Origin of the sequence: Paenibacillus vietnamensis (assembly GCF_020169515.1) — a bacterium.
Taxonomy (GTDB): domain Bacteria; phylum Bacillota; class Bacilli; order Paenibacillales; family Paenibacillaceae; genus Pristimantibacillus; species Pristimantibacillus vietnamensis.
In genome coordinates this window covers 14,776-31,299 of sequence record NZ_JAHMHW010000031.1, presented here as the reverse complement: position 1 = coordinate 31,299, position 16,524 = coordinate 14,776, and the positions used below count along the sequence as shown (strand labels likewise).

The following is a 16,524-nucleotide window of genomic DNA, read 5'->3' as shown; positions in this document are numbered from 1 at the left end:
GGCGCTGGCATGCGCGGCCGTCGCCGCGGCGCAGCGGCGGCAGCTGCGCCTCGCGCTGGCGCTGCGCCGCTACGGGGCGGCGCACGCCGAAGCCGTCAGGCTCGGCGGCGGAGCGGCTTTGGCGCAAGCGGCGGAGGCGCGCTTGCGGCGGGCCCGCGCGGCGGAGCGGACGCCGCGCACGGGAGGCGCAGGCGGGGCGGATGCCCGCCTGCGGGAGAGCTTCGGCGCGGCGATGGATGCGCTGGCGCCGCTGCTTCATCGGCGCTACGGAGAGCAAGCGCCGCTTATGACCGCGCGCGAATACGCGCTCGCGGCAGGGCCGGCGCTCGCGGCGGAGCAGCGCGACGCGCTGCGCCAGCTCGTCAGCTGGCTGGAGGAGGCGCAGTTCGCCGCTCCCGGACGCTGGCCGGGAGCGCCTGCGCCGCCTGCGCTGCGCAGCGTCGTGCGCGTGCTCCTCAAACGGCCCGTCTACAAAGCGGGCCAGCCGGCGCCGGTTGCCTCGCAGCCGAAGAGCCGGGAAAAGAGGGCCAAACAACTCAAGCCCTCCAAATAAAATGTTCCTCCTGTTCACGGGAGGAGAGAATCAGGCCTCCCGCCGCTTGCGGGGGCTTTTTCTTTTGGCAGCAAGCTTCATTTTTCCATCGTCTCTTCCCGCAGATGCATCTCCGCATTCATCGCCTCCGCCCGTGCCGGCCGCCTGGGAACAAGCCCGTCCCTTTGAGCTTGACTCGCTTAAAGCGCCTTATATATAATTACTACATCTATTGAGGGAGGCTCGGTAATGACTAAGCAAAATGAAATCATCGTTGTGCTCGATTTCGGAGGACAATACAACCAACTGATTGCGCGCCGTATCCGCGATTTGGGCGTATACAGCGAGCTGCTGCCGTACAACACGTCGGTGGAACGGATCCGCGAATTACAGCCGAAGGGCATCGTATTCTCGGGAGGACCGGCGAGCGTTTACGAAGAAAAATCACCGCTTGTAGATCCGGCTATCTACGATTTGAACATTCCAATTTTCGGTATCTGCTACGGTATGCAAATGATGTCGCACCAGCTGAAGGGCAAGGTGGAACGCGCGGGCAAACGCGAGTACGGCAAAGCGGAAGTGGAATTTGCGGAAGGCACGCGCATCGGCTTCGGCCTCGACAAGGTGCAAACGGTATGGATGAGTCACGGCGACCATGTCGTGGAGCTGCCTGAGGGCTTCCAGATCGATGCGAGCACGGAGCATGCTCCTGTAGCGGCCATGAGCCACCCGGACCGTCACTTCTACGCGGTGCAATTCCATCCGGAGGTACGCCACTCCGAGTTCGGCAACGAAATGATCCGCAACTTCCTGTACAACGTCTGCGAATGCGAAGGCAACTGGACGATGGAGTCGTTCATTGAAGATACGATTCGGGACATCCGCAATCAGGTCGGCGACAAAAAAGTGCTCTGCGCGCTTTCCGGCGGCGTAGATTCTTCCGTTGTAGCGATTTTGCTGCATAAGGCGATCGGCGACCAGCTCACATGTATGTTCATTGACCACGGCCTGCTGCGCAAAGGCGAAGCGGAAAGCGTCATGGACACATTCGTCGGCAAATTCGATATGAAGGTTCTGAAAATCGACGCGCAGGAGCGTTTCCTTGGCAAGCTGAAGGGCGTCGACGATCCGGAGCAAAAACGCAAAATCATCGGCAACGAATTCATTTACTCATTTCAGGAAGAATCGGGCAAGCTGGACGATTTCGAATTCCTTGCGCAGGGTACCCTTTACACGGATATCGTGGAGAGCGGCACGGCAACGGCGCAAACGATCAAATCGCACCACAACGTCGGCGGATTGCCTGAGGACATTAAGTTCAAGCTCGTTGAGCCTCTTAAAGCGCTGTTCAAGGACGAGGTGCGCAAAGTCGGCGAGGAGTGCGGCCTGCCTGAAGCCATCGTATGGCGCCAGCCGTTCCCGGGCCCGGGTCTTGCGATCCGCGTTCTTGGCGAGGTGACGGAGGAGAAGCTGCATATCGTACGCGAATCCGATGCGATTCTTCGCGACGAAATTGCCAAAGCCGGTCTCGACCGGGAAATCTGGCAGTACTTCACGGCGCTTCCGAACATGAAGAGCGTAGGCGTTATGGGCGATGCCCGTACGTACTCGTACACTGTCGGCATCCGCGCGGTGACGTCCATCGACGGCATGACGGCAGACTGGGCTCGTATCCCTTGGGACGTGCTCGAGAAAATTTCGGTCCGCATCGTCAACGAAGTGGACAACGTAAACCGGATCGTCTACGACGTAACGTCGAAGCCGCCGGCTACGATCGAGTGGGAGTAACCTTTCCCGCTTGGCATTACAACTAACTAAACCAAACGCCTTTCCGACGGCTTCCCGGCCGATTCGGAAAGGCTTTTTTTCTTCTCAGGCGAGCCATGCCCCTCCAACAACGCCCCACGCCCCGTACAACGCAAAAAATTATCGTTCTTCACCCTATAACTAACCGCCCCGCACGGAACAGCGCTAAAATCTATCGCTAATCCGCCGCCGCATTCCCACCTCGTGTCCCGGATCCCATGTCCCTCCAACCTCAGCCCCCCTCGCCCCACGACCACACAGCCATCCCAAGCCTCCCGCCCCACGCCCATCCATCCAAACATTCCGCACACTCCCGAACATCGGCGCCGGTCCGTCAGCGTACAATGGTTACAGGAAGGGCGAGGGGAGTGAGCGGCATGTTATTTCTCGGGGTTGATGCGGGGGGCAGCAAAACGCATGCGCTGCTGGCGGACGAGAACGGGCGGGTGCTGGGCAAGGGGCGCGGGGGCAACGGCAATCATCAGACGGCCTTCGAGCGTGCCAAAGAAAGCATTGATGACGCCTGCAGTCAGGCGCTGCGGGAGGCGGGGGCGGCGAAGGAGCAGGTGGACTTTGCCTATTTCGGTCTCGCCGGGGCGGACCGGGAGCCGGATTATGCCATTCTCCGTCCGATGATCGCGTCCCTCGGTTACGAGCGGCATGCGATCGCCTGCGACACGCTGATTGCCATGCGCGCCGGCACGCGTAGAAGCTGCGGTGCGGTCATCATCAGCGGTACCGGCTTCAACGCCGCCGCGCGTAACGCGATGGGGGAGGAGCTGCAGTACGGCGGGTTCGGCTATTTGTTCGGAGACGGACACGACGGCTCCGGAGCGGGCCTGGCCATTCAAGCTTTCCGCACTGCGATCCGCGCCTCCGAAGGAAGGGAGCGGCCTACGCTGCTTACCGAGCTCGTGCCGCGCCGGCTCGGCTACACCAGCATCCAGGCGATGTACGAGGATGCCCTATTCCACGGCAAACGACCGCCCGCCGAGCTTGCAAAGGTCATATTCGAAGCGGCCGGGCAGGGGGATGCGGTTGCCGCCAGAATTTTGCGGGAGGCCGGTGTTGAGCACGGCAGCGCGGTTGTCGCGCTGATCAAGCGGCTCGGCATGGAGAACGAAGAATTTGACGTTGTGCTCGCCGGCAGCGTGCTTGTGAAGGGAGCCTCCCCGCATCTGGCGGAGGCGATTGGAGAAACGGTGCGGCAGGCGGCGCCGCGGGCGGCAGCGGTCAAGCTGACGGCCGATCCGGTCGCCGGAGCCGTCATGAGCGCGATGGACAGCAGCGGCATGCCGGTCACCGAGGCTGCGGATACGGCGCTCAGAAAGCTATCCTTTTAGTGGAAGCATGACATTTCTTTGTTAGGAGGCAGGCCCCAATGTCCAAAAAAACATTAAAGGTGGCCGTCATCGGCGGCGGTTCTTCCTATACGCCGGAGCTTGTCGAAGGCTTCATTCGAGCATTCGGCGAAATGCCGGTCCGCGAGCTTTGGCTCGCCGATATCGGGGAGGGACGCCAAAAGCTGCAAATCGTCGGGGAGCTGGCCCAGCGCATGGTCGCCAAGGCCGGCGTGCCGATCAAGGTGAACATGACGCTGAACCGCCGCGAAGCGATCGCCGGCGCGGACTTCGTAACGACGCAGCTTCGCGTCGGCATGCTGGCGGCCCGGCGGCGCGACGAGCATATCCCGCTGTCGCACGGCGTCATCGGCCAGGAAACGACCGGCCCGGGCGGCATGTTCAAGGCGCTGCGGACCGTGCCGGTCATCCTTGACATTTGCAGGGATATCGAGGAGCTGGCGCCGGCGGCGTGGCTGCTCAACTTCTCGAATCCGGCGGGCATCGTGACCGAGGCGGTGCTGAAGCACTCAAACGTGAAGACGATTGGTCTATGCAATCTGCCGATCGGTTTCCGGAAGCATCTCGCCAAGGCATTCGGCGTGCATGAGAGCGGCGTTCTGCCGGAGTTCGCAGGCATCAACCATCTTCACTGGGTGACGGCGGCTTACGTAAACGGCGAGGATAAGCTGCGGGAGCTCATTGACGGCGGAAAAGGGCAGGCCGCCTTCGCGCCGGCTTTGGACTGGGACGCGGATTTTTTAAAATCGCTTGGCGCGATTCCGGCTCCCTACCTCCGCTATTACTACATGACCGATACGATGCTGGGAGAACAGCTGGAGCAGCTGAAGACAAACGGCACGCGAGCGGACGTCGTCGGCAGGGTGGAGGCGGAGCTGTACGAGCTGTATAAGGACGTCAATCTGGACGAAAAACCGAAGCAGCTCGAGCAGCGGGGCGGCGCGTATTACTCGGAAGCGGCCGTAAAGCTGATGCATTCGCTGTATGCGGACAAACGGGACATCCAGACGCTGAACGTAAAAAACGGGGGCATCATCAGCTTTCTGCCGGAGGACGCCTGCATTGAGGCAAATTGCGTCGTAACAGCTCAGGGACCGATCCCGCTGTCCTTACAGCGGATTCCGCGGCACATCAAGGGACTGCTTCATGCCGTCAAAGCCTGCGAGTCGCTGACGATCGAAGCGGCGGTAAGCGGGGACAGGGGCATCGCGCTGCAGGCTCTCGTTCACCATCCGCTTATTCCGGACATGAACACGGCGAAAGCGCTGCTGGACGAGATGCTGGAAGCGAACAAAGCGTATTTGCCGAATTTTTTCAAAAGATGATTTCAGTTTAAATTTTTCGCAAACACGAATAATAACGGTATTTATTGGTATTAATGTTCGTGTAAAGATATTGACAAATCGGAAGGCTTCTCTATAAAATTGTAGAAGGAAAACAACAATCGCATATGTTTTCGTATAATCTCAAGAATCGGCTTGAGAGTCTCTACTCGGTCACCGTAAATGGCCTGGCTACGAAAATGGCGGAAAAATGGCCTGCATCGGTCCTGCGGGTATATTTTTCCCCTTTTTGCAGAGCCTAGGAGAAATGCTTGATATGCATTTTTTTCTAGGCTTCTTTGTTTGTTCCATCACAATTTTGGGAGGTTTGTTATCAAAATGGAACGTTTCTTTCGCTTAAAGGAACACGGAACAAATGTTAGAACAGAGATTATGGCGGGGCTTACGACTTTCATGACGATGGCTTACATATTGGCCGTCAATCCAATCATTCTCACTCCGACCGGTCTGGACTGGACGGCGGTGTTCCTCGCCACGGCGCTTGCAGCGGGTATTTTTACGATCGCGATGGGCCTGTTCGTCAACTTTCCCGTAGCGCTTGCGCCGGGCATGGGGCTTAACGCGTATTTCGCATCGGTCATTATCGCTTCGGCGGCGACGGATAAGCCGATCAGCCCGGCGATGGGCCTTACGGCGGTGTTCATCTCGGGTATTATCTTCATTATTCTGACGGTAACCCAAATCCGCCAAATGCTGATTACCGCCGTACCCGACAGCCTGAAGCACGCGATTACGGTCGGCATCGGCCTGTTCATTGCTATCATCGGCCTGAAGAACAGCGGCATTATGACGATCGCCGTTTCGAGCTTCAACGACATTAAGGCGAACACGTTTACGCCGGTAACCGGCTCCGAGACGGTCATCCAGCTCGGCAGCTTCACGAATGAATCGGTTATTTACACGCTGATCGCCCTGCTGCTGATCGCGGCTCTTATGGTGCTGCGCGTGCCGGGCGCGATCCTGTTCGGCATTCTCGGCACGACGGTTATTGCTCTGCTGACGGGTTATGTCGATGTCAACAAAGTATTCGAAAGCAATACCTGGGTGCCTGACTTCTCGACTCTCAACTTCTGGCACTTTGACTTTGCGGGAGTATTCGAGGTCGGTTTGGTCACAGTCATCCTTACGTTTACGTTCGTCGAATTGTTTGATACGTTCGGCACACTGGTCGGGACGGCTAACCGCGCCGGCTATATGAAAAATCCGGAGGAAGGCAAGAAACGCATCGGAAAAGCAATGTTCGTCGACGCGATCGGCGTAAGCGGCGGCGCGGTGCTCGGAACGAGCACTGTGACAGCCTACGTGGAAAGCTCGGCTGGCATCGCGCAGGGCGGCCGCACGGGGCTGACGGCGGTTACGACCGGTATCTGCTTCCTGCTCGCGATCTTCCTGTCGCCGATCGTGGCGCTTGTGCCGGGCTCGGCGACGGCAGCTGCGCTGATCATCGTCGGCGTGCTGATGATGCAGTCCGTGAAGGAAATCGACTTCTCCGACATGGTATACGCGATACCGTCCTTCTTTATCCTGGCGCTTATGCCGTTCACGTACAACATCGCCAACGGCATTTCCTTCGGTATCGTCTCGTACGTCGTGCTTGCGACGGTGGCGAACGCAACCGGCAAGGGCAGCTATAAGGTCCACTGGCTGATGTGGATTTTGGCGGTGCTTATTGTTGCAAGATACGCCTTTATGGGCGGTCATTAATCACATGAATGAACAGAAGCTGCGCTGGACCGGCGCGGCTTCTTTTTTTTGAAATATAAGTCAAGTATAAATTTTACTTTATACTTGACTTATATTTCATCGCGAAACGAGCTTTTGCCGCCAAAGGACGGCGACAGCCGTTTACGCTTGGCATACGGGGCATGGACGCAAAAATTTGCTATAATTTTCGTTAATCTATCGGATAAGGAAGGGGAGGCGGGCATGCACCGGATCGATTTGAACTGCGACATGGGGGAAGGGTTTGGCGTCTACACGGCGGGCCGGGACCGGGAGCTTATGAAATATATTACTTCGGCGAATATCGCCTGCGGCTTCCATGCGGGAGATGCGGCGACGATCAGGAAGACGGTGAAGCTGGCGCTGGAGCACGGCGTCGCAATCGGCGCCCATCCGGGGCTGCCGGATTTGGCAGGCTTCGGCAGGCGGACGATGCAGATTACCCCGCAGGAAGCTTACGAGCTGACGGTCTATCAGCTTGGGGCGGTTCAGGCGTTCGCAAGGTCCGAGGGAGGGGAACTCCGGCACGTCAAGCCGCACGGCGCCTTGTATAACATGGCGGCGGCCAGCAGGCCGCTTGCCGACGCGATAGCCGAAGCCGTGTACAAGGTGGATGCGCGGCTTTTGCTGTTCGGGCTGTCGGGCAGCGAGCTGATCTGGGCGGGCGAGGCCGCCGGCCTCAGAACCGTCAGCGAAGTGTTCGCAGACCGTTCCTACGAGGCGGACGGCGCGCTGACCCCGCGCGGAACGCCGGGAGCCGTTATTGCTGACGCCGGACTGGCCGCAGAGCAGGCGGTCGGCATGATTAAGCGCGGCGCCGTCCGGACGCGGCAGGGGAGCGAGCTTGCGCTGAAGGCGGAGACGGTATGCCTACACGGAGATACGCCGGGCGCGGCGGAGCATGCCGCACGCTTGCGGGAGGCATTGGACAAGGAAGGCATTCTGGTCAGGAGAGCGGGGGACCCTGGATGACGAAATCGGCTTACGACCAGGGCCGGGAAGGCTATCCACGGCTGTCGCCGCTTGGCGATTCCGCCGTTCTGGTCAGCTTGGGCAGCGCGATTGACGAGGAGACGCATCGCCGAGTGACGGCGGCGGCTGCTTGGCTGAAGGCGCGGCCATTTCCGGGGCTGCGGGAGTGTGTGCCGTCCTATGCGGCTGTTGCGGTCCATTATGATCCGCTTGCGGTCAAGTTAAGCCGTTCCGGAGCCGAGCTTCGGCATGCTACAGTGCTGGAAACGGTGTGCAGCCGCGTGGAGCGACTGCTGGAAGAAGCGCAGACGGATGCCGGAAGCGCACCTGCGCATGGAAGGACCGTAGACATTCCGGTCTGCTACGGCGGGGAGCACGGCCCCGACCTGTCCTTTGTCGCTGCGCATAACGGTATATCCGAGGACGACGTGATCGCCATTCACTCCGGAGAGGCTTACCTCGTCTACATGCTCGGCTTTGCTCCGGGTTTTCCTTACTTGGGAGGAATGCCGGAGCGAATCGCTGCGCCGCGCAGAAGCACTCCGCGCACGGTCATCCCCGAGGGCAGTGTGGGCATTGCCGGCGGGCAGACAGGCGTTTACCCGCTTGCCACGCCGGGCGGCTGGCAGCTGATCGGCAGAACGCCGGTTAAGCTGTTTCAGCCAGACGCCCCCTCTCCCAGCCTGCTCGGCCCGGGCGACCGTGTTCGTTTTATACCCATCACTTCGGAGCAATACAAGCGGTACCGGGAGGTTGAGCGATGAACATACGCATACTTAAGCCGGGTCTGCTTGCGACCGTACAGGATTTAGGCAGATACGGCCTCCAGAAGTTCGGCGTCCCCGTCGGCGGAGCGATGGATGCCGGCGCGGCGCGCACTGCCAATCTGCTCGTCGGCAACGGCGAGGGCGAAGCGGTGCTGGAGCTGACGCTCGGCGGGACTGAGCTTTTGCTCGAGGAGGACGGGCTGCTGGCCATATGCGGTGCGGATGCGGCGGCGGAAGCGGACGGGGTGCCGCTGCCTTTATGGCGGCCGGTCATCGTCCGGAAGGGCGTGAAAATCAAATTCGGCCGCTGCCGGTCAGGCTGCCGTTCGTATGTCGCGGTCTGGGGAGGGCTGGATGTGCCGGAACGGTTAGGCAGTAGAAGCACTTATTTGCGCGGCGGGTTCGGAGGCTATGAAGGTAGGGCGCTCAAGGCAGGAGACACGCTTCGTGCCAAGACCGCGGGCAAGCTGTCGGTCAGCCTCATGAAATCGCTGCCCGCAATCCCTGACGGCAGCGGTTTTGCGGCCGCCGGCTGGCATGCGGCGCATTTTGCGCTAGCCTCCCATCTCGAGGAAACCGTCATACGGGCGATGCCGGGCGCCCATTTTCCGTTATTGACGGAGGAGAGCCGGACCGGGCTGTTCGGCGAGACGTTCCGGATCGGCATCCGGTCGGACCGGATGGGCTGCCGGCTGGAGGGCGCGCACAAGCTGCAGCTCCGGCAGCCGTTAGAGCTGCTGTCCGAAGCGGTAGCTGCCGGGACGGTGCAATTGCCGCCTGACGGCAATCCGATCGTGCTGCTGGCGGATCGTCAGACGACGGGCGGCTATCCGCGGATCGCACATGTCGCTTCGGTCGATATCCCGGTATTCGCGCAGCTGAAGCCGGGCGACCGCTTCCGCTTCGAAGCGGTTACGCAGCAGGAGGCGGAGCGGCTTTATTTTGCCTCCGAACGGGATCTTCAGCTGCTGAAGGCGGCCGTCCTGCTAAAAGGCCGGACATAATATAAAAGCGCCGGGGCGGCCTTGAAGGACGCTTCAGCGCTTTTTGTTTAAAATATAAGAAAGTATAAATTTCACTTTATACTGGACTTATATTTCATCGCGATGGCGAGCTTTTGCCGCCAAAGGACGGCGACAGCCGTTTACGCTTGATCAAAGAAATGATTAATGGAGCAAATAAACGGTTTATCTTACACCGCGATACTAGCCTTTGCCTCCCGAGAACGGAGACAACCGATTACGCTTTTTGACGGACATATGCTTCAGCACCATCATCAGGTTGGCGGGCTTCTCCGCGAGCCGGCGCGTGAAGTAAGGGTACCACATGACGCCGTACGGCACGTAGCAGCGGATACGGTACCCTTCCTTGGCCAGCTTCTCCTGCTCGCTCATGCGGAGGCCGTACAGCATTTGAAATTCAAACGCATGTTTCGGGATGCCTTTCGTGCGAGCATAAGCCTTCACCCAGCCAATCACGTTGTCGTCGTGGGTTGCGATCGCCGTATAAGCCTTTTTTTCGAGATGGAGGGCGATCATGCGCCTGAAGCTGTCAAGGATCTCGGACGTTTTCTGGTAAGCGAGCGATGCCGGTTCCTTGTAGGCCCCTTTAACGAGCCTGAGGCTGATGCGCTCGCCGATCAGCTCGGCCGCATCCTGCTCCGTCCGGTGCAGATAAGCCTGAAGCACGGTGCCGACATTCGTCAGGCCTTCCTTGTGAAGGCGCCGGACCATATCGATCGTCGCCTGCGTGAACGGCGAATTCTCCATATCGATGCGCACGAAATTCCGGTGGCGGCGGGCATGCTTGACGACGTCCCGGATATTCCCGTAGCAGGCGGGCTGATCGAGAGCAAGCCCCATTTGGGTGGGCTTGAGGGAGACGTTCGAATTCGCCTTGCGCTCGGCAATGCCGGTAATAAGTTTAATATACTGTTCCTTGTAGGCGGCAGCCTCGCTCAGATCCCGGATGCCCTCCCCCAAATGGTCGAGCGTAGCCATAATGCCGAGGCTGCCGAGCCGGCCTACCTCATCAAGCGCTTCCTCCAGCGTCTCTCCGGCAATAAACCTCCCTGCAAGCCTTTTGCCGTAGGTGACCCCGAGCTTCTCCACCAGCGGTATGCCCGTTACTGTAAGTAAGGTTTTGCGGTACCATGTCGATGCGATTCCCATTTGCCAGCAGCCCCTTTCCGGCCGAGCGTCTGCATGATTTTTGTGACGTACGGAGCCCGGTATTAGTATATTCCGAAGGAGGGCGGGATCGCACCCGATATGCCGAATTATTTGAAAAACAAAAAATGCGTCGGCAGCTTGCGAAGCTGGCCGTCGGACGGCTTGTTGACGACTCTGCCGTTAAAAATGAGCGAGGAGGAGCCGCCTCCGTCCAGATTGTACCCGTCGACCGCGCCGTATCTTTGCAGCAAAATTTGCATTTCCTCGAGCGTCGCGCCGGAGCTTCCGAATTCGTCGTAGCCGTCGGTCACGAGAAACAGCAGCTGGTCGTCCTTGTAGTTGGCGATGACCGTACGCGGCGCGCGCCGCGGGCTTGTCTGCCATTTGGCCGGAATCGGCTGTTTGGCGCCGCCGCGCATCAGGATGGGAACGAACGACGCGCCGAACTTCGGCTTTTTGGCGTCGAGCTGCTGCTTCGTCAAATATTTGCCGCCGATCAGCTCATTGCGTTCGTTAAGCCCGACAAAAAACAAATCCGCATAAGAAGCCTGAAACCCGGAAGCGTATTTGCCGTCCACGATCGTCGTGCTGAGCGGGTAACGCTTGCCTCCGCCGTCGGCGAAGCCGCCGGCGTTGATGCCCGCTATCGCTTTGTGGCGGTTCACGGCCTGGAGGGTCGTCTCCGATTTGCCGACTTCATCGCCGCCCAAGGTCATTTTCATGGCGTCATCGCTTTTCAGCTTCACCTTCAGCGCATAGGCTTTGAAGTTTTGCGTCTGGATATGGTAAAGCTGAGCCCGGATGTTATCCGATTCGATAATGCCGGAAGGCTTGCCGAGCTTGCCCGTGATGCCCCGGTCGTAAATGATCAGCGGCCTGACGGCCTGCGAAGCGGCAAGGGCCGATATTTTCGCCATGTCGGCATTGGTCTGGTTGTAAAGCCGGATTTGCTTCCGGATCGATTGGGCCGTAAGCACGGCCGTCTCCTTGGCTTGATCGAGACCGGCGGATGCGCCGGAAATATCGGTTCCCGGCAGCGGGAGCCGCTCGGACGCGGGCTGCGGGAAGGCTTCCTCGGACAATTGGATGGCGGGATCGGATGCGAGCAGCCAGAACAGGATGCCGATGAACGGGGCGAGGGCGAGCAGCGCCGTGCGGTTTAACGTTTTGACGGTGATGTTCATTTCAGCACGTCCAGATTTTTTTTCAGCTCGGCAAGCTGCTTCTTCACTTCATTTAACTGCGTGTACAGCTTATTGCTGTTATCCGTTTTGGAGTCCGCATTGTCCTTCGTGAAGGTGAGCAGCTCGTTCAGGGCGTCCACCTTGGCTTGCAGTTCGGCCAGATCGGCCGCGTAGCTTGTCTCCATTTGGACCAGCCGGGCCTCGTAGGTTTGCTGCATCGCTGTAATCTGCGCGGCGGTTTGCCGCTCCAGATCGGCGGCGAGCGCCTGCTGCATGCGGTCCGAGTACAGCTTCGCGCCTGCAATGCCGCAGGCTATAATCAACATCCATAGGCAGATGAACAGAAGAAAAGACCGGTTGCTTTTTTTGCGCCTTGTCAAATTCTCAACTGTGCCGGCAGTACGTTTTTCCAAAATCAAATCACTCATTATTCATTCACCTCTCACATTGGTCACTTGCACCTACGATTGGATGAACGAACTGCAAGCATGGTTTATTATATTAGACTGCAGGCATAGTCGTATAGTTGCGTATGTCACCCGATTGTCACAATGAGCGGGATGCAGAAGTCGAGATATTGTCCGAGGCGTGACGAAAGGCGAATGACCAAGGACGGAGTCTTTTGTGGTGGAGAGCCAATGTCATGTATAATAGAGAGGTATGCAAAGGGTTAAGTATTTGAGCCATATGGGAGGGTGATCATCATGGATCAACCAATTACAAATAGCGGCGCTGGCCGCAGGCAAGCGAAAGCGATGTTCGCCGGAGGCTGCTTCTGGTGCATGGTTTCGCCGTTCGAGGAAATGCCGGGCATCGTGTCGGTTGTTTCCGGCTATACGGGCGGGCATAAGGTGAACCCGACTTACGAGGAAGTGTGCTCCGAGACGACGGGCCACACCGAGGCCGTTCAAATTACGTACGATCCGGACGTCTTCCCTTACGAGAAGCTGCTGGATATTTTCTGGCGGCAGATCGATCCGACCGATGCGGGCGGACAATTCCATGACCGGGGGGAGTCGTACCGTACCGGCATCTATTATTACGATGAGGAGCAGCGCCGTCTTGCGCTGGAGTCCAAGCAGGCGCTTGAAGCAAGCGGGCGCTTCGACAAGCCGATCGTAACCGAAATCGAGCCGGCGAAGCCGTTTTATCCGGCCGAGGATTATCATCAGGGCTATCACCATAAAAATCCGTTCCGATACAAAATGTACCGGAAAGGCTCCGGCCGCGATGCTTTCCTTACGACACATTGGTCTGTGAAGAAGGATAAGGCCGAGCTGAAGGCGCGCCTGACGCCGATCCAATACGAGGTGACGCAAAACAGCGGGACCGAACGTCCGTTTACCGGCGAATATTGGGATCATACGGAGGATGGCATCTACGTCGATATCGTATCGGGAGAGCCGCTGTTCAGCTCGCTCGACAAATATGACGCCGGCTGCGGCTGGCCGAGCTTTACGAAGCCGCTGCAGGCATCCGCCGTTACGGAGCATACGGATACTTCGCATTATATGGTGAGGGTCGAAGTACGGAGCAAGGAGGGGGATTCCCACCTCGGCCACGTGTTCGACGACGGCCCGCAGCCGACCGGCCAGCGCTACTGCATCAATTCGGCGTCGCTCCGGTTTGTGCCGAAGGACGCGCTGGAGCGGGAAGGCTACGGCGAGTATTTGTCAATGTTTAAGAAGGAATAGGGGAACTCTGGGGAGGAGGAGCCGAAAAATGAACGTGGAAGAAGCGATCCGAACGCGGAGAACGGTCGGAAGGGTGAAAAAGGATCCCGTCGACCGCGCGCTCATCGAGAAGGTGCTGGAGTCGGCGATCTGGGCGCCGAGCCATCATAATACGCAGCCGTGGAAATTTATCGTTATGACAGGGGACGGCAGGTCGAGGCTGGCAGAGGGCTACGCCAGGGTATCGGCAGCGGCGGCTCCCGGTCTGAGCGGGCAGCCGCTGGAGGACCGGCTTGCGAAGGAGAGAACGAAGGCATTCCGCGCGCCGGTCGTCATCGCGGCGGTGTGCTCGCCTTCGGACGATCCGCGGGCGGTTCTCGCGGAGGAGCTTGCGGCCGCCCATGCAGCGGTGCAAAACCTGCTGCTGGCGGCGCACGCGAACGGGCTGGGCGCGATCTGGCGCTCGGGAGAGCCGATGTACCATTCGTTAATGAAGGAAACGTTCGGCCTTTCCGCCAAGGAGCAGCTTGTCGGACTGGTTTATCTGGGGTATCCGGATATGACGCCGCTCGAGCCGGCGCGGGTGCCGGCGACGGCGAAGACGGTTTGGGTGGAATAAGGAATGACGGACAGCGGTGCGGCAATCGATGCGGCATCGCTGTCCTTTATTTGTTTTAAAAGGAGAGGGGAAACACCTAATATTGGGCATACTGTTCCCATTTACCGGTTGCGTCGGACGGAAAAGCGAACCTTTATAAAAGCACCTTATTTTAATGTTCGTATTTTATTGACAGTAGAATGCCGATTCGATAAACTAGAGTAGGTTTGAGGCGGAGCATGCCGCCCAATAGGAAAATTCTCGTATATATTTGGGATTAGGCCTGAATGTTTCTACCCGGGAACCGTAATTTCCGGACTACGAGCACAAATGAAATGACAAGCGGGACCTGGCCATAGGTCGCTTCCGGATTTACCGACGGGGTTCGGCTCCCGGGAAGCATACGCAGCATCCGGATGACCTGGGGATTCATAGGTTGCCTCTCTATATGGGGCAGCCTTCTGTTGTTCTCATTGGCCCGTGCCGAGGCGCGAAGTCATGTTCATGTAAGGTAGGCGGCACGAGCCGGGATTCCCGGAAATCCGGATTTTGCCCTCCACCTTCGCTCGGGTCCCGAGGCGCTCCTGTATTCGTTCAAGGCTGCCGAAGGGCTTTTTTCGCTTTAAGAATGGTTATGTTATAGGTAAGCGGAATGGCAATGGCAATTAAATTTATAAACGAAAGTAGGTATGATCGCATGTCTGCGAAGGTGGGCGTCATCATGGGCAGCAAATCGGATTGGGACACAATGAAACTAGCCTGCGACGTTCTGGAGGAATTGCAAATTCCTTACGAGAAAAAAGTCGTCTCGGCGCACCGTACGCCGGATTTAATGTTTGAATACGCGGAAACCGCGGCAGAGCGCGGGCTTAAGGTGATCATCGCCGGAGCCGGCGGAGCCGCACACTTGCCCGGCATGGTCGCTGCAAAGACGATTTTGCCGGTTATTGGCGTTCCCGTGAAATCCTCGAATCTGAGCGGACTGGATTCGCTTCTGTCGATCGTACAGATGCCTGGCGGCATTCCGGTCGCAACGGTGGCAATCGGCAACGCGGGCGGCACGAATGCGGGGCTTCTGGCGGCCCAAATGCTCGGGGCGTTCGATCCCGAGGTGCAGGCGCGCGTGGAAGCGCGGCGCGAGCGCGTGAAGCAGGAAGTGCTTGAAAGCAGTGAGACATTATGAGTAACGAGGCGGACAAGCTGACCGGAGGCGCCGGCGCTTCGGTGCGGCATTCCGGCGGGTTGCCGACGCTGCTGCCGGGCAGCACGATCGGAATTTTGGGCGGCGGCCAGCTGGGCCGGATGATGGCGAACGCGGGCAGCGCGATGGGCTACCGGTTCGTTGCGCTGGATCCGACGCCGGACGCGCCGGCCGGACAGGTAGCGGAGCAGATCGTCGCCGCGTACGACAACCGCGAGGCGGCGCGCGAGCTTGCGGAGCGTTCGGATGTGATCACGTACGAGTTCGAGAATGTCGACGCCGGCGTTGCGGCGATGCTTATGGCCGAATCGTACGTGCCGCAGGGCAGCGAGCTGCTGTATACGACGCAGCACAGGCTTCGCGAGAAGCAGGCGATCGAGGCTGCCGGCGTTCGGGTTGCCCCTTACCGCGAAATTGTCAGCGAGGACGGATTGCGCGCAGCGGTTGCCGAGTTCGGCACGCCGTGCGTGCTGAAGACGGCAACGGGCGGCTACGACGGCAAAGGCCAGTGGGTCATCCGCAGCGAGGATGAAATCGGGGAAGCGTATGAGACCTTGTCCCGCGCGGGCGTGCAGCTGGTGCTGGAGCAGTTCATCCGCTTCGAGAAGGAATTATCGGTCATAGCGGCGCGAAGCCCGCAGGGGGAAATAAAAACGTTCCCTCCGGCGGAAAATATTCACGTCGATAATATATTGCATCTGTCCATCGTGCCGGCAAGGATCGGCGAGGACGTGCAGCGCGAGGCTCAGAAGCTCGCGGTCCGCATCGCGGAAGGGCTCGGCGTCGTCGGCTTGATCGCCGTTGAGCTGTTCTATACGGCGGACGGTGAGCTGTACGTGAACGAGCTTGCGCCGCGGCCGCATAACAGCGGGCATTACACGATGGAGGCTTGCCGGACGTCGCAGTTCGAGCAGCATGTACGGGCGATTTGCAATTTGCCTCTCGGCGACACGGTGCTGATGAGCCCGGTTGTGATGGTGAACGTGCTCGGGCAGCATGTCGGTCCGCTTCTGGAGCGGATGGCCGGCAGGGATGAAGCGGCGGAGCGGCTCGGGGCGGCACCGAAGGTGCATTTGTACGGGAAGAAGGAAGCCGTCGTCAAGCGGAAGATGGGTCATGTGAACGTGCTGGCTCCGGATACGGACGCCGCGCTTCGTTGGATTGAAGAAACAAAAATTTGGAAGGTGTGAAGCG

Annotated in this window: 16 protein-coding genes and 2 riboswitches; of the genes, 13 read left to right on the top strand and 3 right to left on the bottom strand. The window is 58.9% G+C overall.

The window, feature by feature from the left end; genetic code table 11:
* From KP806_RS27135 to KP806_RS27100, 8 genes are all read left to right on the top strand, one after another.
* On the top strand, positions 1 to 553 hold a 553-nt coding region (locus KP806_RS27135), incomplete at its 5' end, for a hypothetical protein (protein ID WP_224726880.1).
* A 228-nt stretch (positions 554 to 781) separates the two neighbouring features.
* The gene (guaA, locus tag KP806_RS27130) at positions 782 to 2,320 is read left to right on the top strand and encodes a glutamine-hydrolyzing GMP synthase (protein ID WP_224726879.1); all 1,539 of its coding nucleotides are present in this window, start codon (positions 782 to 784) and stop codon (positions 2,318 to 2,320) included.
* A gap of 395 nt (positions 2,321 to 2,715) precedes the next feature.
* Positions 2,716 to 3,681, top strand: coding sequence for an N-acetylglucosamine kinase (locus KP806_RS27125; protein WP_224726881.1), 966 nt, complete (start codon positions 2,716 to 2,718; stop codon positions 3,679 to 3,681).
* 38 nt (positions 3,682 to 3,719) lie between these two features.
* The gene (locus KP806_RS27120) at positions 3,720 to 5,024 is read left to right on the top strand and encodes a 6-phospho-beta-glucosidase (protein ID WP_224726878.1); all 1,305 of its coding nucleotides are present in this window, start codon (positions 3,720 to 3,722) and stop codon (positions 5,022 to 5,024) included.
* 111 nt (positions 5,025 to 5,135) lie between these two features.
* Positions 5,136 to 5,236, top strand: a riboswitch (purine riboswitch).
* 124 nt (positions 5,237 to 5,360) lie between these two features.
* Positions 5,361 to 6,746, top strand: a complete 1,386-nt coding sequence (locus tag KP806_RS27115) for an NCS2 family permease (RefSeq protein ID WP_224726877.1) — start codon at positions 5,361 to 5,363, stop codon at positions 6,744 to 6,746.
* Between the two features lie 222 nt (positions 6,747 to 6,968).
* Positions 6,969 to 7,736, top strand: coding sequence for a LamB/YcsF family protein (locus tag KP806_RS27110; protein WP_224726876.1), 768 nt, complete (start codon positions 6,969 to 6,971; stop codon positions 7,734 to 7,736).
* A complete protein-coding gene (pxpB, locus tag KP806_RS27105) occupies positions 7,733 to 8,500 on the top strand; it encodes a 5-oxoprolinase subunit PxpB (protein ID WP_224726875.1) in 768 nt (255 codons plus the stop codon). The genes KP806_RS27110 and pxpB overlap by 4 nt, the downstream gene beginning before the upstream one ends.
* Positions 8,497 to 9,507, top strand: a complete 1,011-nt coding sequence (locus KP806_RS27100; RefSeq protein WP_224726874.1) for a 5-oxoprolinase subunit C family protein — start codon at positions 8,497 to 8,499, stop codon at positions 9,505 to 9,507. The genes pxpB and KP806_RS27100 overlap by 4 nt, the downstream gene beginning before the upstream one ends.
* Before the next feature lie 201 nt (positions 9,508 to 9,708).
* Here KP806_RS27100 and KP806_RS27095 read toward each other — a convergent pair whose 3' ends face one another.
* The 3 genes from KP806_RS27095 to KP806_RS27085 all read right to left on the bottom strand — a co-directional run bounded on the left by KP806_RS27095 (position 9,709) and on the right by KP806_RS27085 (position 12,286).
* A complete protein-coding gene (locus tag KP806_RS27095; RefSeq protein ID WP_224726873.1) occupies positions 9,709 to 10,674 on the bottom strand; it encodes a proline dehydrogenase family protein in 966 nt (321 codons plus the stop codon).
* A 107-nt stretch (positions 10,675 to 10,781) separates the two neighbouring features.
* Positions 10,782 to 11,858 carry a phosphodiester glycosidase family protein gene (locus KP806_RS27090; protein ID WP_224726872.1) on the bottom strand — a complete coding sequence of 359 codons (1,077 nt, stop codon included), beginning with the start codon at positions 11,856 to 11,858 and terminating at the stop codon, positions 10,782 to 10,784.
* On the bottom strand, positions 11,855 to 12,286 hold the full coding sequence (locus KP806_RS27085) for a hypothetical protein (RefSeq protein ID WP_224726871.1): 432 nt from the start codon (positions 12,284 to 12,286) through the stop codon (positions 11,855 to 11,857). Before KP806_RS27085 ends, KP806_RS27090 begins: the two co-directional genes overlap by 4 nt.
* 276 nt (positions 12,287 to 12,562) lie before the next feature.
* Between KP806_RS27085 and msrA the strand changes: the two genes are divergently transcribed.
* The 5 genes from msrA (at position 12,563) to purK (ending at position 16,520) form a co-directional block, all read left to right on the top strand.
* Complete coding sequence (msrA, locus tag KP806_RS27080; protein WP_224726870.1) at positions 12,563 to 13,552, top strand: peptide-methionine (S)-S-oxide reductase MsrA; 990 nt, start codon at positions 12,563 to 12,565, stop codon at positions 13,550 to 13,552.
* 28 nt (positions 13,553 to 13,580) lie between these two features.
* Positions 13,581 to 14,150: a nitroreductase family protein gene (locus KP806_RS27075; protein WP_224726869.1), complete on the top strand. Its 570-nt coding sequence runs from the start codon at positions 13,581 to 13,583 to the stop codon at positions 14,148 to 14,150.
* 3 nt (positions 14,151 to 14,153) lie between these two features.
* The gene (locus KP806_RS27070; RefSeq protein WP_224726868.1) at positions 14,154 to 14,354 is read left to right on the top strand and encodes a hypothetical protein; all 201 of its coding nucleotides are present in this window, start codon (positions 14,154 to 14,156) and stop codon (positions 14,352 to 14,354) included.
* A gap of 16 nt (positions 14,355 to 14,370) precedes the next feature.
* Positions 14,371 to 14,470: riboswitch (purine riboswitch) on the top strand.
* Positions 14,471 to 14,826: 356 nt separating this feature from the next.
* Positions 14,827 to 15,312 (top strand): 5-(carboxyamino)imidazole ribonucleotide mutase, encoded by a 486-nt coding sequence (purE, locus tag KP806_RS27065; protein ID WP_167278805.1) that lies wholly within the window; start codon positions 14,827 to 14,829, stop codon positions 15,310 to 15,312.
* Complete coding sequence (gene purK, locus KP806_RS27060) at positions 15,309 to 16,520, top strand: 5-(carboxyamino)imidazole ribonucleotide synthase (protein WP_224726867.1); 1,212 nt, start codon at positions 15,309 to 15,311, stop codon at positions 16,518 to 16,520. The genes purE and purK overlap by 4 nt, the downstream gene beginning before the upstream one ends.
* The last annotated feature ends 4 nt before the right edge of the window (positions 16,521 to 16,524 follow it).